This window comes from Methylocystis sp. Uni0008, from assembly GCF_056838045.1.
This window is the reverse complement of sequence record NZ_JBXEJH010000002.1, coordinates 221,887-239,383: the sequence shown is the minus strand read 5'-3', so window position 1 is coordinate 239,383 and position 17,497 is coordinate 221,887. Positions and strand designations below refer to the sequence as shown.

Here is a 17,497-nt window from a genome sequence, read left to right as displayed (position 1 = left end):
GGATCAGCGGCAATTGCGTTGACCGCTTCGATCCATTCGGCTTCGTCCATGAGTTGTGCCGCGTCGGCCAGATAGGGCCGTCTCGACACCGGTCATCAGCGACGCGCTTCTCATCGGCGCAATATACCCCAAAGGGGTATCTACGAAGGCGCGTGCGCCGAATAGAGGATCAAATTTTATTGGTCGACAACAAAGCCGCGCTTTTGAGGCATCCGCGCCGCGGGGGTAACGCTGGTTGCGCGCCGCAAGTGAGGGACCGGCGGCGTCCGCCAGCTACAACCCGCCGCCTTGGTGAGATTGACCCTGAAGCGGTCGCGCCTGCGCTGATAGCGCCGCGTCATTTCGGGGCTGGCGTGGCCGAGGTGCTTTTGGACATGCGCTTCCTCGATCTGCGCCGACGAGGCGAGCCCGGCGCGCAGGCTATGACCGCCGAAGGCGCGCCGTCGTTCACCCTCCGTCAGCTCGCCGCGAATGCCGGCGGCGAGCGCCGTTTTCTGCACCAGCCGGGCGACGTGTTTGTCGGTCAGCCGCTCTGCGGCGACGCCGCCGTTCTTGCGCGCGACAGGCCGAAACAGCGGCCCGTGGCTGATCCGGCCGAGACGCATCCAGGTCTCGAGCAGGGCGACGGGGCAGGTGAGGGGGAAGAGCCGCGACCGATCTCAACCTCGCGCCAGCCGGTCTTGCCGTTGATCGTTAACAGTAGGCCGCCTTCGTTGTGGCTGGCGCTGGATCTATCCGCGCCAGTTCGTTTGCCGGCGCTCGACGCATCGGCGCCGGTCGCGGCGCGTTCGTGGCGATGAGCTCGTCGGCGAAGATCGCCTCTTTCGGGCTGGCGGACGGCCATGGCGGCGGCGAATGCCGGCGAGCCGCACGAAACATCGGCGCCGGAGGCCGCGCGCCGGTTTCGATCGCCACGCTCGAGCGTCGGCTTTCAGGGATTTGCTGGCGCTACCGCCAGCTCGGGGAACCGCTCGATGCGCGCGACCGGCATATTTCGACCGTGCCGGCAGAGATTCCGCCGATGTTTCGCGCGCCGGCAGAGACCTCGCCCTCCATACAGGCGGCGAGATAGAGGCCGACGGTCTGCGGATCCGGAGGCAGGGGATCAAGACCCCTGGCGACGCAGCCAGGCGGCGAACTGCCGCCAGTCGGCGTCATAGGCGCGCTGGGTGTTTTGCGAGCGCGCGGCGCGGGCGTAATCGCGGGCTTTTTCCGAGAGCGCGGCGAGATGAGAAGCGCCATTACGCCGCGCTACTTCCGAGATGTTCGCGTCCGACTCGTGGCTTTCCGCGATAATCTGCGCCTTGTCATGCGCAGACCAGTTCTGCCGTCGACGGCGGCTAGTAATGATTGACACCCGCTAATAGCTGCCGGCTTCATGCGGCCCGCCGTGCCGGTTACCTTCAATCGAGACCGGCAAAAGGCTAGGGTCAGGCGGTTTGTCGAAACGCGTTGTTATTGGGCCACGCCTATTCAACCCATTCAACCGTTGTGCAAACGCAGTGGCGTTCGAGGATTCCATTGAGATGAGCAGTCCGGACGTGAAGCATCAGCTGAGCGCCTAGCCGGGACCATCTCATCTGGCGCTATTTGCACATGAGTTGATCGAGCAATTGCTTCGCCGTAGACTCGATGTTGGCGGTTGCGATCCGTTCGCCTTGGCGCCAAGTCCTTCCGTAGTCGTCAGCGAGCGAGTGTCCGAATAGAGATAGCCTTCGAGTTCGTTGAAGCGCTTGCAAGCGGCTTCAATTTTCGAAAGATTGCGGCCCGCCGCGTCAATTTCATTGCAATGAGAAGCAGCTGCGCACGCAATCGAGACAGCGCTATGCTCCATCGCGCATGGCGTGATTTGCCGAAATGCCAAACATTCCAGCGCACGCTACGCAGATTGCGTCGGTAACGAGCAAGCCTTTCCTTGAAGGCGGGCTCGACATATGATCGACCGCCAATAGATGCTTCGCCAGACCATTCTTGAATATGGGCGCCGTGGCCGATGTTTTGTCTCACATCGTCGCCTTGCTGATGGCTCGGACAATAGTGCCGGCTATATGGAATTTTCGTCCGCCAATTCGATAACCCGATCCAGCAGGATTTTCAGATCGGCGTGGCAGCGTTCGATATGATCTCGAATGACAACTCGGTCATCGTGCGTCAGCGTATCCAGCCTGATGTTGAACCACTCGCGTCGGATTGTTTCGCGGAGAGATTCGATTTCTCCTATTAACATCTCAGCTTCGGACATTGCTAAGTTCCTCGCGTACGCCAAGCTTGCCTCGGCGCGCTTCAGAGCTAATTTGGTTCACTCCAGCTCGTCGCCGATTTCATCAATTTAAGGCGACGCGGCGGGCGAGCTTGTGTTTTCGTTACGGACGCTCAAAAAGGAGATGACGGGGCTTCCGCTTCCTTTCCCCGTTGCCTACAAACATAGCGCGTGCATCGTCGCCGCTCTGCTATCGCCAAGTTGGCGCGGCGTCAGCGAAATCCCAGCCCGCATCGATGCGGAAGGCACATCGCCGCGCCGACAGCCTGTCGGGCCGAACCTCGAAGGGATAAATCCTCATGGCCAAAGCCGAACTCGGCGCGAAGCGCCGTTGCCTGACGTGTGGGGCTCTTTTTTACGATCTCAACCGCGTGCCTATTGTTTGTCCCAAATGCGCCGCCGCATTTCAGGTGGTGGAGATCGTGCGTTCTCCGCCGAAGCGCGCGCCGTTTCCTCGGCCCGGTTTTGCGCGGCAGACGTCCGTCGCGCCACAGAACGCTGACGGCGTCTCATCGACGGACCACGCGGAAGACGGTAAAACGGTAGACGGCGAGGCGACCGCGATCTGAGCCGTTCGCCAGGAGCCGTTTGCCCGAAGTAGAACTTCAGCTGCGTCGCCGCAAAAATTTGGCTAGGCTGGACTTTGCCTGCCGCGCTCCACGCAGCATTCACCGGCGCCCTCTTAGATCTGAACGGCTAGCTCAACCTTAACGATGCGATATCGCGCCGACGTTTCGTTGTGCAAAATGTCTCGAAAGGTGCAAACCGACGGCCCAGAGGCCCGTGTTCTCAAGGAGGTCACAATGGTGAAATTGGGCATCTTGGCGACGCTGGAGGCGAAGATCGGCAAGGAGCACGAGGTTGCGGCGTTCTTGAAATCGGCGCTGCCGCTTGTGGAAGCAGAGCCTGGCACAGTGTCTTGGTTCGCGATCCGAGTGTCACCCACCACTTTCGCCATTTTCGACGTGTTCAATGACGAAACTGGCAGAGACGCTCATCTTGCTGGGGAAGTCGCTAAAGCGCTCATGGCGAAGGCGCCGGAGCTTTTTGCGCAGCCGCCCAAAATCGGGAAGGTCGATGTGTTGGCGGCAAAGCTGGGCTAACAAACAAAAAACGCGCCGCGGATGCGGCCAGGGCGTTTAAGCGCATTCGATGCGCCGCTTTATTCCGTCGGCACGTTCAATTTGACCGGGAGATGTGTGCGGATCGCATCGACGATTTTTTGCGTGGCGGTTTCGGCTTCGTTCGCGCGTCGTATCGATGCGGCCAATTCCGCTTCCCGCCCGGCAAGTTGTGACTGCAGATGTTCAAGTTGACCGCGCATCTGCTCGGCGGCGGCCATCATTTGCTCGATTTGAGCCTCGGCCAAATGCAGCATCGTCTCGGCGCGTTCGGCGCGGAGCTCTGCAGGTCCCAACTGCTCCTGGTTTGGCGATTTCCCGCTCACGCAGGAGCGCATGAGCCGCTTGCTCCTCTGACGCCCTAATCGCCGCCGCTGCTTCCGCTACAAGGCTGAGCGCGACGGTGGCAAGGTCCGATGGCGTATCCTGAGCGAACTCGTTCATCGACTGGCCCCAATGGCTTTACGTAATCCATAGTGTCACACTATTCGCACACCGGGGCCGAAACCAACCTCCACCATCCTGTCTCCTGGCGCAACGTCCAACAACTCAACGACCCAAGCGGCACAATGCCGATTTGCGCGCGCCATGATGAGGCCGCCGAGTTCGCCGAGCATGCACGAAGGACACCCAATCGCTTTCGACAAGAGGTTTTGCGGAGCGCTCACCGCAGTCCCCTTTCCATAGCAGCGCGAGGAGTAACAGCACCAGCTCGAAACGAAAGCAACCACCTGTTAAGGGTCGTCGCCCCCTCAAAGTCGCATTTCGAATCCACTCCCGGTAACGCCAGAATGTAAGCAGCAGCGCGAGAATGTTTCGCGATATGCGATGCCGTCGCCGCGTTCGTCGCAAGCATTTTTGCTTTCGTGAGCAGCATCTCCGCGCCTGTCGCGAAAACGAAGGTTTCGGGCAATCCTGGCGGGCGGCGAATAGCGGATTTTCGATGTTGCAGAATGGCAACGCCGGCGTCGGACGACGACGCCTACTAAACAACTGCATGTTGTGAAGGACTTCAGCCCTTTCATGGTTGCAGAATTTGAGTGATGATAGCTTCGTGCAGTTTTCGGCAGGAGTTTGAATGGCGCGCACCGCGTGCCTGAGCCGAAGTGGAATCCTAGAAGTCATCCTCCTCCAAAGGACATCGAGCAGCCAACGCGCACGGCGTCCCCTCATGCCTGGTGCACCTTCAAGCAAGCGCTCGGCAAGGAAGGCATGTGCGCAAGGGCGAGAAGGGTACGCAGCGCGAGCAAGCCACATGAACGCGTAAATCGCAGCGGACACGAGACGCGTCTCAACCGCCATCTGAAGAAACGCCTCGGCACGAAAACGTATGCCGCCGAGGAGCTGATCGGCGAGTTGGGCGCAGCGTTCCTGTGCGCACCTTGGCGTTGACGGGCAGTTGCGCCACGCCGGACATTTGCAGCTGGCTGTAGCTTCTCAAGGAAGATGGTCGTACGATCTTCAGGCAGCGTCGAAAGTATCGCACGCAGCGGACTATCTGTGCTTCTTCCCGAGAAATTGGACAAAGAAACATGAGTGACCGATGGCGTCTCGTCATAGACGGCATTCGACATCCCACAACTGCGCAAAGAGCAGCCAAGTCGCGAAGAAGAGCAGCCGACGCTTTTTCCCAAGGAACACGGCCGCCACCGACTCAAAAGACAGCAAGCCGACGCTGTTCTGACAACCGAACCTTGTATGCACGCGAGGCTGTTTGCTGCTTTGTTCAGCCGCGCCATCGCTAGCAGCGCCGCTGTTTGTTAAGCGAAAGGTAAGCAGAGGCGTCGATCTGGCTCACTCTGCGGACGAATTTGCCTAGGCGCTCTTCGGAACATGGATCGGCCCGATTTGGGAAATTATTTGAAGTCATTGGGATGGCTTCTCTGGCAGGCCTGCTATGGTTGTTCCAGATGTGATTTTGCGCAATCTTTCAGGAGGACGACATGCTCAAAGGGATTTTGACTGCTGCGATCTTTTCCGCTGGCGTCGCCGCCGGTTTCGCTCAAACCGCGCCGGCTGCTCCGGACTGCGCCGCCCGGGCGACGGAAAAGAAACTGCATGGCGCGGCGCTGAATAGTTTCATGAAAAAGTGCGAGAGGGATGCCGCCGCTGCCTCTTGTGAAGGCGCCGCAGTCGAGAAAAAATTACATGGCGCTGCGAAGACCAGCTTCACCAAGAAATGCATCAAGGACGCGACGGCGACTCCGAACGTTCAATAACGCGCCGAGCGGCAAAGACCTCAATGCAGTCGCCGATGCGCTGGCCGAGAGGGCCGTATAGCGCGTCGCCGAAATCGAGGCGGGCGGGAAGGGAGTGCGTGAATGAGAGGAATATCTTCGTAGCGGCGCGCCGAGGCGGTGGCAATGTATGCCAAGTGTAAAAGCTTCCGCGCCGTCGCCGTGGCGTTCCACGTCTCGCATGAAAGCGCCAGAACATGGGTGCGAGGCGACGGCCGCGCCGACGAGGTTGCCGTCAAAGACGGGCGAACGGGGTCCGGTTTCCGGATGGACGGCCGAAGCCTCGGACGTGTGGCGCTGTGGACGTGATCCATTCAGTGTGGTCAAATTGGCCACTCTCGCGGGGGGCGAGCGCGGGTTGGGCATGTTGCCGAGTTTCGAGAGTATACAAGAACGGCTGGACCGCGCGCGCGTGGTTAGGTCTGGCCGAGCCTGCGGTTGTTCAGCTCCGCGCATCGGCCCCGTTAGTCGGCGAGTGGGTAAACCCCGACAGGGCGCCGCGGGTTTTATTTCCGCCCCCCGCGGCGCCTACCACATAGCTACCGTAGTGACGTTGATCCGCGACCTTCCGGCATCGCCGATCTCGGTGCTGAGGGGCGCCTCTGGGGCATGGGTCGTCTGAATTACCAATTGGACATGACAAAGCCGATTGGCGGAAGTCCGACCGCACATTGATGGTCGCATAGCGAGACGGGGATCTATCAGAAGCTGCCTATCGAGGGACTGGGTATCCCCGACTCCAAAGATGTTTCGTCAGTAGCGGCCCTGTCAACGGCCTCAATCAGCTCCTGAATGATTCGAAGGCTCGCCGCCCAACTTTCTGGGCGTTCGGTTTGCTTCTCGATACCCAGTCGTGCAACGCGACGCCTCTCAGACACCAGCTTTTCTCTAAGAGAGTTCAAGATTTCGACTTCGGACATAGCCGTCTCCCATGCGATGCGAAGGTGACGAAAACTGGCGCAACCCGCCATGCATTTTTTAGCGCGCTTTAGAGCCATTTGGAGTGTCGCCTCTCATAGCGACCTTTTCAGACTCCTTTCCCGCGGCCTCATGATCGCGAGCCTTTTTCAGCTTCATGCCGCTGGTTCGCACACGCCGCGGGCCGCGATGCGACGCTTGCCGCGATCATGCCCGGCTCCAATTAGAAAATGAGTCCGTCGAATAGCCAAAACTCGCCTGGCCGACGGACGGAAGCGCGGCGCTTGATGCTGTCTCTCTGGCCCTGCTGCGCTAGGGCTCCGCTCGCGAAATCGGGCGGAGCTTTATCTTTGCGCGTAGCCCACGGTGACGCGCTATCGCGACGCGAAATGCGCTCCGGTTGCGGCAATGCATGAAGGCAAACGGCCCCAGGATCAGAATTGGCGGGGCGGGAAATCGCCGAAGCCTACGAGGCGCTGCACCCAGAGACGAAGCTCGGCAACCCTTCCGTAAGTCGCCAAATTGGCGAAACAGACCGCTTCGCCGCCGAGACAGCCGCGAAGACTGTATAGTCAGAGCTCCCCCACGTTCATTGACCGGGCAAGGAGGCGCGAATGATGAGCTTCGCGCCTTGGCATTCAGCGTAGCCAAGCAGGCCCCTTTTCTGAGTTCCTGTCCCGGCGGGCGCATGGCCATTCCACACGCAGCTCTTCTTCCCGTCGGACCGATCTTTCATCGTGACCGTATAGACGCCATCTGCGATCACGCCTTCGAGCTTATAGGTTAACCCACTGCCGTTGTTTGCCTGCATCGCGGCGACGCCGCTGAGCTGGTTTCCTTCGATGTTGACGGTCCAATTTCCTTGTGAGCCTTTGACGCCCGCCAAGTCTTCCTCCGTCACGAGCCATGTTTCACTCCCGGCCAAAGTTGGGCCGCCGAGCGCCAGAACCGCGGCAATAGTGGCGAGTGTGACCTTATGCATGGTTTCCCCCTTTTGATGCGCCAACTATGATGCTGCAATGCGCTCTGGGCTCGACGCGGACGGATTGCCGACTGCCACGTTCGCCACTAAGCGTGCGACCTATATCTAGCGGACGGCTGTCAATCGGCAGGAGTCGCGTCCTTCACCGCCGCCCGAAGCCGCGGGCTTCTTGGGTGCGCGAAAAAGCCCGGCCATTGCTGACCGGGCTACACAGGAACCAAGGATCGCCGGCCCATGTGGCGCAGGCGCATGCTCCGGCAGATAGGCGCTGACGCTGGTAGCGCAAGCTGCCTTCCGCACGAAAAAGCCCGGTCGTCGCCGGCCGGGCAGGAGGTGAAGCCTAATAGCGCCGACCCGAATGGCCCCGGCGCAGGCCGAGCGTAGACGCGTGAAGCCGCAGACGCAAGCGGCAGCGTGGCGGGAGCCATATGCGGGCGAGTAGGCGTCGGCTTAGCGCTGAGGCGTCGGCCTGTTTTAAAAACGGCAAACCTGGCCGGGCGATGCTAGGTTGACGGGACGGAAATCGCCTGGCGACGTTTGTGTTGAGTAGCGATGCTTCCAAATGGATCCTAAGATGGTGCATAAGCTTTCGATGGCCGTCTTGCTGGCCGCGACGTTGAACTTTCCTGAAACGACATTCGCCCAGACTTGCATCTATCGTCATAGCGATGCCGGCCGGTGTCGTGATGGCCATTGGGATAGTCGAGCTTCACCGGATGGCGGTCAATACTGGCGGTATCAAAACGGCCGTTGGCGGCATCGAGCATCATTGGGCCGTCAGTAGGCGTGAAGGCTCTAGTTGCCCCGGACGAAAGGTTTGGCGAACATGGCCAAATGCGATGTGGCCTCAATCATTCCCCTGCTTTTCTGGATTGTGTTCGTTGCGCTCGGCGCGGTGACGCACTTGGCTGGAGAGAAGCGCGTCGCCGACCGCGCTTATCCTGTAAGAGAAACAGCCGGCGAAGCGAATGCCGCGATTAGATGACGAGCTATCTCGGAAGCTCCGCGTTGCGCGACTACGCCTTGCATGCTTGCCCCTATGCGCCTAGACCCCAGCCTCGGCCAAGGAGACGAGGTTGCCGCAGGCATTGCCAGTACGTCGAGAGGAGCTGGAGGCGCTTGCCGTCTCGGAACGGTTATGGGCGTCCCGCATGATCGCGGCGTGGTCGTAAGTCACGGCCTCAGTCTTCTCCGCAAATCGTCCCGTCTTGATGGCGCAGCGCTCGACGCTCTTGACGATCTGTTGAACAATCCGCATGAGGACGCCGTCGTATCGGTCGGTCACGCGCGCGACCCAGAGAAAGAGCCGCGCGAGTTTGATGCGCCACGTCATCGCAATGATGGCGCCAAGCGGCAGACGGTGCAGCCGCGCCTTGACGTCGGAAAGATCGGTCACTGTCCCCGCTTCTCATGCCATTGACGGTTCGCTTCGCGGGTTCGGTCCTGGATCTCATCCGCAAGATGGTAGATCGCCCTAAGTTTGTCTTTTCCAATCGAGTGCGGAGAACATTCGATCGGCTTCGAACGCCTCGGCGAGCCTTTCCATTTCCTTTGCGACGTCGACGAGCATGGATCACGCGATGTCCCCGACAGCCGCAGCAATGCCCCACAGGCGCCGGCTCATATTGTTGAAATGGTCGAAAACCTCGACAAGTAGTGGGCGTTCGTCGCCAGGCATATTGTAGGAAGCCGCGCTGCCTTCGCGATTGCTTCGGATCGCTCCTGATCGATGCAGTTGAAAAAAGTTAGAATTTCACGATTGACGCCCGCCTCGAGCAGCTTGCCCACTAGTCCGTCAATACGGACTGCGGCGCAGTTGTGGTATTTTGAGCAATCAAGAAAAGTCTGTTACAAAAAAGCGCGGCCGGACAAAATCAGAGCCGACCACCGTCATTCGTCTCCCTGTGTCTGTCCTATTGGACGTCGACAAAAGGAGCGGCGAAGCAAAGGGACGCTCAGAAGCAATTCGGCGGCTGATTGAAAAGGCGCTCGGCAAAAAACTAGTTTGAAAGGAAATCAAATGCCGGAAGAGCCGCTCTATGTTGACGCTTCACAAGCAGCGCAGCTGGAGCACGGGGCGATCACCGAGAACTATTTGACGCTGCAGGAAGCCAAGATCGCGTACGACAAATTGCCCAAAGAGCGACAGGAAATCGCAACGATTACGTCGGCCGGCAAAATTTATTCGGCTTCAGAAATCGAGCGCTTCCACTACGGTCTCAGGGACGCCAAATAGTATAGTCGCCCAGTGTCGAATTCATTGCCGAGAATGGCGATGGGCCGGGGTGAGGTCAGAAACGGAAAACCCGAAAGTAATTTTTTCTGCGCTACACGCAATCGCCACCGGATTCTTATGTCGCCGGCTGAGTAATATGGACACGCTTGCATTCAAGCCTTGGGGACAGTCTTACTTTCGGTCACAACTTCTTTGTCCAATCGTTGGGTCTTTTCCGGCTGATGAGCGGCTCGCTAAGCTGACACAGCAGTTTCTGATTGAAAATTCGCATGACGCCCTCACAGACGCTTGCAACCAGGACTCCCGAGACCGCGGGTTTTCAGAGCGGTTTTCTCGAAAAGATATGCAGACAGCCTACGTCAGGTCCGCAATTTGCGTCCGCCAGAACAGGCTCCGTAATAGCGATTAAGCACGAGGGGCTGGCGTGTAGTTGGGGTGGTTACGGCCGTGCGCACGTAGTCATCATGACGGGGACATGATTACTAATCGCGGATTCGCCTCGCTCGGCTTAAAAGCCAACCCCATCCATGAAGGGCTGGCGAATGTCCGGTATCACACGCCCGCTCGTGGCTGTAGTCTTCGTATTGTTCTCCGGCGTTTCCTTGGCGGACATCGTCGGGCGAGCGTCAGTCATAGACGGCGACACGATCGAGATTCACGGACAGCGCATCCGGCTCCATGGGGTCGATGCGCCAGAGAAGGGGCAGCCGTGTTTCGACGCTGCAAACCAACCCTACCGCTGCGGGCAGAAGGCCGCGATGGCCTTAGACGAATTTGTCGGACAGTCGCCCGTGTCGTGCCGAGAGAAGGATGTCGACCGCTACGGGCGGACCGTCGCCGCCTGTCTGGGTCGGGGCGAGGAGATAGCGCATTGGATGGTCAGAAGCGGCCATGCCTTTGCGTATCGGCGCTATTCGTCGGACTATATTGGCGCGGAGCAAGAAGCCAGGAACAATCGTCGCGGCGTATGGTCGGGCGATACGCAGGCGCCCTGGGAGTGGCGCAAAGAGCAACGCCATTCCGCGCAATAGCCTGCGCGCCCCGCTCGCGGCGAGGAGTCCGGTCCGTGCTGAAGCAGCAGCAGCATGTCGCCCAATATCTCGGCGACGTCGATGGATGCGCTCACAGCATTAGCAATGGGGGCGCGGATCATGCGCGCAGTTGTCGACCTGCAGGGATCGGATTTCAATTAGGCGCGTCGTTGCAGAGGGGCGCTAGCCGCCCGCAATGCTCACCTTGTCGGTAAGCTCTTGCGGGAGAGCCGCAGAAAGTAAGCCTAGGCCGCTTCAGCACCGCGCGCCGCCGCCCTCTGACCCCGTCAGAGATTCCACGATGGGCCGGTCGTGCAGGACGTTTCGGTGAAGTCGAGAAGCGCCCGGTTGGCCGCGAAGGCGGATTGAAGCGCTGACATTTATAATTTTTGGGTCTGGACCGATGAGCTGCGACGTCGTGCCGGACTGCATATGGCCTAAGGGTATCGCAAGGCACGGGAGCTAACCCATCTTATTCGTGACGGCGCGACTTTCGGCAGTCGTCGTGATGTCGGGCGGCATGGCCGCGCGGCGGCGTTGGGGTTTTTCACCCCTTCGAGGACCGCACTTTCTGGAACACGTTAGAGGGAGAGGAGAGACGAGCGGGGCACGCCGCCCCGTCGTTCACGGCCCTCCGGGCATGAGCAGCGCCGCCGGCAAGGAGCAGAAGAGATCGGCGTCGGGACAAGCGGCGGCAAAGGCGAGGCGCACGCGGCTCGCGGTCTCGATCACGCGCGCTGCGATTTTCAACAACCGCAGGCGCAGCGTCGAGAACTCGGCTTTCGCCAGATCGCGCGGGCTCGGGATCGCGTCGCGCACGCCGAGCATCAGCCAATAGGCGGCGGTGTGCAGGACGAGGCGAACCTGATTGGCGAGCGCCGAGCGGCATGAGGTTCGATCCGAGCAAAGCTGCGTCTTGTGAAGCTTGATGAGGTTCTCCGCCTGTCCGCGCGCGCAATAGAGGCTGTCGTAGAGCCATTGCGGCGCGCCATGCGCGAGATTGGTGACGATGAAGCGGATGTCGAGGCCGATCCGCGTCGCTTCGATGCGGGCGATCCCGCGGCGCTCCCTGTCCCAGGATTTGGCGCGGTGGCGCGTCTCGGCATAGCCGCGCACGACGTCCTTGTCGTCGAGGGCACGCTCGACACGGACGGCGTCCGCCGTCGCGTCCACCTTCTTGGACAGCGGCTTGGTTCCGGGAAGGCCGAAGACATAATCGACGCCATGATCTTCACACCAGGCCATCGCCTCTTGCCGCGCATAATGTCCGTCGCCGCGAAACAGGATGCGGGTCGCCGGCCAAGACTTGCGAATATGCCGCACGAGCCGGCGCAGGTGCGCTCTCACCTCGACGCCGGACGGGGTCTTGCCCGGGCGCAGGATCATGGCGACGGGGCGGCTCTTCTGCGTGTCGTAGACATGGATCGGCAGAAAGCAGCGCTCGTCGTAATGGGCGTTGAACAGCGACAATTGCTGGTGGCCATGCGCGATGTCGCATGTGTCGTCGATGTCGAGCGTGACCGAGGGCGGCGGGTCGTCGTAGGAGGCCATCCATTGGTCGACGAGCGCGTAGGTGAGACGGATCACGTCGCGCAGGGCGGGCGCATTCTCGAGCCGCGACAGCGTCGGCTGCGAGGCGAGATCGCGGCCCGTGTCAGGCAGGCGCCCGCAGGCGAGCTTGAACGCCGGATCGGAGCGCAGAAAATCGAGATCGTCGGCATCCTCATAGCCGCAGCCGATCGCGAAGATGCGGGCGCGAATCATATCGGCGAGCGTATGGGTGATTCGCGAAGGGTCGCGACGATCGGGAAAGCAGCGCGCCAGCCGTTCAGCGACGCCGAGCCGCCGCTCCGCCATGGCGAGCAGCATGACGCCGCCGTCCGAGGAGATGCGTCCACCGTCGAAAGCGGCTGTGACTTTCTTGCCTTGGACGGCTGGAAAGGAGAAGGCGGGAAACGTATCGTCCGTCATGGCGGGCGTGGCTGTGAGGTCGAAGCGGAACGGGTTGGTGTCAGCAACCGAATCCTACGCCGTTTCAGCCACCTATGCTACGCTCGCCAGCCTTCGAACCGCACCGTCACGAATAAGATGGGCTAGGGCGAGGGGATGAGTTCATCAGAACGTGGCAGCTTCCAAAAGGAAGCGTGACGACTGATAGGCCGACACAAATCCTCGCGCCGGCTAGCCTCGGCGCGCTTCAGATCTAATGGGCTGGCGTCGCCTCTCATCGCCACCTTTTGCAGCTATGTCGCCCGCGGTTCACAGCCGTGGGCTTTTTCAGCGTCCCCGAGCGGCTCGTCGCACGCATCGCCGAATCGAGGCGAGGGGGCAGGGGAGGGTGAATGAGCGGAATATCTTCGGAGCGGCTTTCGCCCGTTAATAGCATCCTTTTGTGGACCTTATTAGCCAGGGCGAATGTCTTATCCTTTGCAGACGGGCATACTCGCCGTGCTCTCGCAAGCGCCCGAAACGCCTATCCCGCCAAGCGAGATATTGAAGCGGCGCCCTGTCACGAAGCCGGCGCCATCGCAGCGCGGTTCGCTGTCCCGCTCACCAATGCGCCTAGTGTGGCGCGGCGAGGCAATCCCGTGGACAAACCTACTATGCCGAGAGGGTAAGGGCCGCCTTTATCAGGGCGCGCCCAATCGCGCTTTGAGCGCGATGAGCATGTCGCCGAATGGATAGGTCTGGCCAAGGCTGCGGTTATTCAGCTCCACGAAGCGGCCCCGTTGGTCGGCGAGTGGGTAAACACCGACAGGGCGCAGCGGGTTCTATTTCCGGCCCCGCGCGGCGCCTACCACATAGCTACCGTAGAGCCGTTCTTTCTCTTCTCCGGTGACCTCCAATCTTCGCGCCGAACGAGTCCACGCCGCGCGCCATCTTGAAAGGACAAAAGAACGAAATAGGTTCTCGCAATGGCGTCACTGTTGCCGCTGGTGGAGGAAGCGGGATGCTGTCAAGGATTCGCTTGGCGCCTGAACCGATGTGCGTGGGGGCTTGATGTCGCCCGCGGTTGAAGTTCTGCGCATCGACGCATCCTGCCGTGCGGCGCTTGGCGAAACAGTGGCCCTCCTCGTCGACGCTTTCCACGACAGCCCGCTGTTCGTGACCGCCTTTCCTAGCAAGCGGACGCGCGACCGCGTATTGCGGATGCTGTTCGACGCGCTTGTCGACGACACCGCGCGTTTCGGCGGCCTTCATATCGCCTCCTGCAACACGGTCATTGTCGGCGCACTTCTGTGGTACGGGCCCGGCGACCATCCTATGACGCTTTTGCGCATTCTAAGGCAGCTTCCGCGGTTCCTCGCCATTGTCGCGAAGAGTGCGCGCGGCGTGTTCGAACTGCGACGTGCGCAGCAGGCTTTCGAGCTGCGCCGCCCTCAAGAGCCACATGCGCAGGCCTGTTGGCTCGCCGGACGGGCGGGAGAACGCGTCGGCGTGCAGCTCGCGCGTGCGCTGATGCGGGAAGCCTGTGAGTGCCGGTCGTAAACTCCCCAAATGTGCCGATTGAAAAATCCCCAGTTTTCGTGACGCCCGGCCTTCCAGGGCATGCCCTGGAAGGCCGGGCGGCGCCGACTCGCCGATGCTGCTCCCCTTGGCGGAAGGGAGGGCTCGGTGATCAAACTCGGGGAAATTGTCATGATCCTGGAATTACATCGTCAGGGCGTCTCTGTGTCCGCGATCGCGCGCCAGCTCGGAATCGACCGGAAGACCGTCCGCAAGCACATCGCCGCGGGGCTGACGGCGCCCAGCTACAAGGCGCGGCCGCCGCGCGAACGCGCGATCGCAACTTTCGAGGCCTATCTGCGGGAGCGCCTCGTCGCCTATCCGGCGCTGAGCGGCCGCCGGCTATGGCGAGAGATCAAGGATCGCGGATATGCCGGCGGCTACACTGCGGTCACCGACTTCCTGCGCGAACTTCGGCCGCCGCGCTCGAAAGGCTTCGAGGTGCGCTTCGAGACGCCGCCTGGCGAACAGGCTCAGGTCGACTTCGCCCGCTTCGATGTCGAGTTCCTCGACGAGCTCGGCGTCAAGCGGATCGTCTGGCTCTTTTCCATGGTCCTGGGGCATTCCCGCTTCATCTGGGCGCGCTTCGTCCTGCACCAGGATATGCAAAGCGTCCTACGCTGCCATATGGCCGCCTTCGAGGCGCTCGGCGGCGTCCCGCGCGAGATCCTCTACGATCGCATGAAGACGGCCGTTATCGGGGAAGACCCGGATGGCCTCGTTGTCTACAATCGCGCGCTACTGGATCTGGCGCGCCATTACGGCTTTCAGCCGCGCGCCTGCAAACCCTACCGCGCCAAAACGAAGGGCAAGGTTGAGCGGCCCTTCCGCTACATCCGGGAAGACTTTTTCCTCGGCGGCGCCTTCCGCAATCTTGATGACCTGAACGCCCAGCTCCGAATCTGGCTCGATACGATCGCCAATCCGAGGGTCCACGCCACGACCAGGCGCGTCGTCGATGAGGCTTTCGCCGAAGAGAAGGCGTCGCTCAAGCCGGTGCCGTCGACGCCCTATCAGGCGGTGCTTCGGCTCGAGCGGCGCGCGTCGCATGAAGGCATGGTCAGCGTCGGCGGCAATCTCTACAGCGTCCCGGACACGACCCGGCGACGCGTCCTTGATGTCCATGTCTTCGCCGACGCCATCCGCATCTTCGAGGACGGCGAATTGATCGCCGCCCATGCGCCGCTCGAAGGCCGCGGCGAAAAACGTCTCGATCCGGCGCATCGCAGAATGCCGTTGCAAGCGTATCGTCGCCGGCCGCCCGACGCATTGCCGTCCCTCATGCTGCGCGCCGGCGATCACGCCGCGAGACGCCCGCTGGCCTTCTATGACGCGGTGGGGCGCCGGCTGGCGATGCAGGGAGGCTCACGATGAATGCAACGCCCTCCGCCGTCATCGACCGCGTCAAACGCAATCTCGTCGGCCTGAGAATGCCGCGCGCCCTCGAAATCCTCGACATCACCCTGCGCGGCATCGAGCGTGGCGAGACTACGGCGCTCGACGCGCTCGACATTCTGCTCACCGAAGAACTGACGCTACGCGAGAACCGCCGCGTCCGGATGGCGCTCCAGATGGCGCGCCTGTCCGCCGTCAAGACGCTCGCCGGCTTCGACTTCGCCTTCCAGCCGTCGCTCGACAAGAGCCGCGTCATGGCGCTCGCCGAATTGCAGTTCATCGATCGCGCCGAAGCGGTTCATCTCATCGGACCGCCCGGCACAGGCAAAACCCATCTCAGCCTGGCGCTCGGCGTCGAGGCGGTTAAAGCCGGCCGCAGCGTCTACTTCGCCTGCCTCGCCGACATCATCACAACATTGGCCAAGGCCGAACGCGAAGGGGCGCTGCGGGAGAAGATCCGTTACTTCTGCCGCTTCTCGCTGCTGATCGTCGACGAGATCGGCTATCTGCCGGTTACGCCCGGCGGCGGCAATCTGTTCTTCCAGCTCGTCAACGCCCGCTATGAAAGGGGCGCCATGATCCTCACCTCGAACCGCGGCTTCGCGGAATGGGGCGAGATCTTTGGCGATCCAGTCGTCGCCACGGCGCTCCTCGACCGTCTCCTGCATCACGCCGTCGTCTTCCAGATCGAAGGCTCGAGCTATCGCCTGCGCGAGCACGCCGACCTCTTGCCCGAACATGTTCGGACGAAAGCCAGCATCCAACCCGCGCCAATCCCGCCGACCCTGCGTCGTCGCGGACGCCCGCCAAAAAACGGAGGCGCCGATCAAGACCTCGGCTGATCGCCACGCCCGCCAACTGGGGAATTTTACTCCGGCGCTTCTGGGGAAATTAACATCGGCATTTACAAAGCCCAACAACGAATGGTCGATCTATCTCGAAACGCAGAACAGCGCACGGTGAGTTTCTATCGCCGTATGGGCTGTGAACTCATTGCGGACGGCTTCGAGTGCTTTCCAGGCGCGCCGCTGACATGGACTATGTGGCGCCGGCCCCGCGCAGCGCCCGCACTCGGCGTCTCCCTGGGCGACGCGCGCTGACTCTCTGGTCTTTCACGGTTGCGGCGGCGAGAAGCGCGCTTCGGTTGTCGTCGAGACCGGCTTCGCGAGCGGCTTTCTCGCCGGAAACTCGAAACGCATCAGTCAGAGGCGCCGCGCGATTATTAGAGCTCAGCGAGAAATGTGTCGTGCGGTCAGGTCTCCACTAAGCTCGATCTTGACCGATGCACCGACGAAATCTGCAGCCGACGTGGGCCCAGCGCCTCAGCACGCCCATTCCAGCGGCGAGGTGGTCACATCCGTGTTACATCTCATCTCGGAAACGCCGGGGGGATAAAGGGCTTCGAGAAGCAGGCGACTCAATCGCTAGCGCGTCGAAGAGATCGCTGAAACCGTGAAAGAAGAGCTAGACTGCGCCGGACTTCGCGCTACTCGCTGCATTCGAACAGCGTGCAGCGCTGCGGACGCCACTATTCAGACAATTGTGGATGTGATACGGCACAGCTTCCCACCGGGTTGAAGCTCTCTACGCGTTAAACGCGCCGTGGGTGAAGGTAAGCAATACGGGGATAGACGTTTGTCGCGCGGTCGTAGGCAAATCCGACGTTGAAATCGGCCGAAGAGATAAGGCGCACTGTGCTGCGAATTCGCCAAGCGATACTTGTAGAGAAGGTGACGAGAGAGTGACGCGGCATGTCGCATCTGGCGCGTGGTCGATGTTGCTGATCATTCTCCTCTGCGCAGCGCTCGTC

At 61.0% G+C, this 17,497-nt stretch carries 15 protein-coding genes and 2 pseudogenes; 10 read left to right on the top strand and 7 right to left on the bottom strand.

Annotation, left to right across the window (positions count from 1 at the left end; translation table 11 throughout):
- Positions 1–278 precede the first annotated feature (278 nt).
- The 3 genes and pseudogenes from AC0X69_RS20985 to AC0X69_RS20975 form a co-directional block, all read right to left on the bottom strand.
- A pseudogene (locus AC0X69_RS20985) lies at positions 279–1,264 on the bottom strand (site-specific integrase); the annotation flags it as partial.
- Between the two features lie 15 nt (positions 1,265–1,279).
- A pseudogene (locus AC0X69_RS20980) lies at positions 1,280–1,357 on the bottom strand (hypothetical protein); the annotation flags it as partial.
- Positions 1,358–2,044: 687 nt separating this feature from the next.
- A complete protein-coding gene (locus AC0X69_RS20975; RefSeq protein WP_482613530.1) occupies positions 2,045–2,242 on the bottom strand; it encodes a hypothetical protein in 198 nt (65 codons plus the stop codon).
- Positions 2,243–2,559: 317 nt separating this feature from the next.
- Between AC0X69_RS20975 and AC0X69_RS20970 the strand changes: the two genes are divergently transcribed.
- Entirely contained in the window at positions 2,560–2,829 is a 270-nt protein-coding gene (locus AC0X69_RS20970; RefSeq protein WP_482613528.1) for a TIGR02300 family protein, read from the top strand.
- A 234-nt stretch (positions 2,830–3,063) separates the two neighbouring features.
- Complete coding sequence (locus AC0X69_RS20965; protein ID WP_482613526.1) at positions 3,064–3,363, top strand: putative quinol monooxygenase; 300 nt, start codon at positions 3,064–3,066, stop codon at positions 3,361–3,363.
- Positions 3,364–3,422: 59 nt separating this feature from the next.
- On the opposite strand, the gene AC0X69_RS20960 is transcribed toward AC0X69_RS20965, so the two are convergent.
- Positions 3,423–3,638, bottom strand: coding sequence for a hypothetical protein (locus AC0X69_RS20960; protein ID WP_482613525.1), 216 nt, complete (start codon positions 3,636–3,638; stop codon positions 3,423–3,425).
- A gap of 955 nt (positions 3,639–4,593) precedes the next feature.
- On the opposite strand from AC0X69_RS20960, the gene AC0X69_RS20955 reads away from it, so the two are divergent.
- The 3 genes from AC0X69_RS20955 (at position 4,594) to AC0X69_RS20945 (ending at position 5,927) form a co-directional block, all read left to right on the top strand.
- The gene (locus tag AC0X69_RS20955; RefSeq protein WP_482613854.1) at positions 4,594–4,773 is read left to right on the top strand and encodes a zincin-like metallopeptidase domain-containing protein; all 180 of its coding nucleotides are present in this window, start codon (positions 4,594–4,596) and stop codon (positions 4,771–4,773) included.
- 551 nt (positions 4,774–5,324) lie between these two features.
- A complete protein-coding gene (locus AC0X69_RS20950; protein ID WP_482613524.1) occupies positions 5,325–5,600 on the top strand; it encodes a PsiF family protein in 276 nt (91 codons plus the stop codon).
- 144 nt (positions 5,601–5,744) lie between these two features.
- Positions 5,745–5,927: a hypothetical protein gene (locus tag AC0X69_RS20945; protein ID WP_482613523.1), complete on the top strand. Its 183-nt coding sequence runs from the start codon at positions 5,745–5,747 to the stop codon at positions 5,925–5,927.
- 1,198 nt (positions 5,928–7,125) lie between these two features.
- Here the strand turns inward: AC0X69_RS20945 and AC0X69_RS20940 are convergent.
- Positions 7,126–7,542 carry a hypothetical protein gene (locus AC0X69_RS20940; protein WP_482613521.1) on the bottom strand — a complete coding sequence of 139 codons (417 nt, stop codon included), beginning with the start codon at positions 7,540–7,542 and terminating at the stop codon, positions 7,126–7,128.
- A 1,021-nt stretch (positions 7,543–8,563) separates the two neighbouring features.
- Positions 8,564–8,914: a hypothetical protein gene (locus tag AC0X69_RS20935; RefSeq protein WP_482613520.1), complete on the bottom strand. Its 351-nt coding sequence runs from the start codon at positions 8,912–8,914 to the stop codon at positions 8,564–8,566.
- Between the two features lie 624 nt (positions 8,915–9,538).
- Here AC0X69_RS20935 and AC0X69_RS20930 point away from each other — a divergent pair.
- Both AC0X69_RS20930 and AC0X69_RS20925 read left to right on the top strand, forming a co-directional pair.
- Positions 9,539–9,754 carry a hypothetical protein gene (locus AC0X69_RS20930; protein WP_482613519.1) on the top strand — a complete coding sequence of 72 codons (216 nt, stop codon included), beginning with the start codon at positions 9,539–9,541 and terminating at the stop codon, positions 9,752–9,754.
- A 542-nt stretch (positions 9,755–10,296) separates the two neighbouring features.
- The gene (locus AC0X69_RS20925) at positions 10,297–10,785 is read left to right on the top strand and encodes a thermonuclease family protein (RefSeq protein ID WP_482613517.1); all 489 of its coding nucleotides are present in this window, start codon (positions 10,297–10,299) and stop codon (positions 10,783–10,785) included.
- Positions 10,786–11,409: 624 nt separating this feature from the next.
- Here the strand turns inward: AC0X69_RS20925 and AC0X69_RS20920 are convergent.
- The gene (locus AC0X69_RS20920; RefSeq protein WP_482608612.1) at positions 11,410–12,756 is read right to left on the bottom strand and encodes an IS1380 family transposase; all 1,347 of its coding nucleotides are present in this window, start codon (positions 12,754–12,756) and stop codon (positions 11,410–11,412) included.
- Between the two features lie 1,029 nt (positions 12,757–13,785).
- Between AC0X69_RS20920 and AC0X69_RS20915 the strand changes: the two genes are divergently transcribed.
- The 3 genes from AC0X69_RS20915 (at position 13,786) to istB (ending at position 16,529) form a co-directional block, all read left to right on the top strand.
- Positions 13,786–14,274, top strand: coding sequence for a hypothetical protein (locus AC0X69_RS20915; protein WP_482613516.1), 489 nt, complete (start codon positions 13,786–13,788; stop codon positions 14,272–14,274).
- A gap of 126 nt (positions 14,275–14,400) precedes the next feature.
- Entirely contained in the window at positions 14,401–15,666 is a 1,266-nt protein-coding gene (gene istA / locus AC0X69_RS20910) for an IS21 family transposase (protein WP_482609828.1), read from the top strand.
- The gene (istB, locus tag AC0X69_RS20905; RefSeq protein WP_482607322.1) at positions 15,663–16,529 is read left to right on the top strand and encodes an IS21-like element helper ATPase IstB; all 867 of its coding nucleotides are present in this window, start codon (positions 15,663–15,665) and stop codon (positions 16,527–16,529) included. Before istA ends, istB begins: the two co-directional genes overlap by 4 nt.
- The last annotated feature ends 968 nt before the right edge of the window (positions 16,530–17,497 follow it).

Coding starts and splice junctions, on each gene's coding strand:
- AC0X69_RS20945 (WP_482613523.1), top strand. CDS start 5,745: ATGTATGCCAAGTGTAAAAGCTTCCGCGCCGTCGCCGTGGCGTTCCAC.
- AC0X69_RS20955 (WP_482613854.1), top strand. CDS start 4,594: ATGTGCGCAAGGGCGAGAAGGGTACGCAGCGCGAGCAAGCCACATGAA.
- AC0X69_RS20915 (WP_482613516.1), top strand. CDS start 13,786: ATGTCGCCCGCGGTTGAAGTTCTGCGCATCGACGCATCCTGCCGTGCG.
- AC0X69_RS20925 (WP_482613517.1), top strand. CDS start 10,297: ATGTCCGGTATCACACGCCCGCTCGTGGCTGTAGTCTTCGTATTGTTC.
- AC0X69_RS20960 (WP_482613525.1), bottom strand. CDS start 3,638: ATGCTGCATTTGGCCGAGGCTCAAATCGAGCAAATGATGGCCGCCGCC.
- AC0X69_RS20965 (WP_482613526.1), top strand. CDS start 3,064: ATGGTGAAATTGGGCATCTTGGCGACGCTGGAGGCGAAGATCGGCAAG.
- AC0X69_RS20930 (WP_482613519.1), top strand. CDS start 9,539: ATGCCGGAAGAGCCGCTCTATGTTGACGCTTCACAAGCAGCGCAGCTG.
- istB (WP_482607322.1), top strand. CDS start 15,663: ATGAATGCAACGCCCTCCGCCGTCATCGACCGCGTCAAACGCAATCTC.
- AC0X69_RS20975 (WP_482613530.1), bottom strand. CDS start 2,242: ATGTCCGAAGCTGAGATGTTAATAGGAGAAATCGAATCTCTCCGCGAA.
- AC0X69_RS20920 (WP_482608612.1), bottom strand. CDS start 12,756: ATGACGGACGATACGTTTCCCGCCTTCTCCTTTCCAGCCGTCCAAGGC.
- AC0X69_RS20950 (WP_482613524.1), top strand. CDS start 5,325: ATGCTCAAAGGGATTTTGACTGCTGCGATCTTTTCCGCTGGCGTCGCC.
- AC0X69_RS20970 (WP_482613528.1), top strand. CDS start 2,560: ATGGCCAAAGCCGAACTCGGCGCGAAGCGCCGTTGCCTGACGTGTGGG.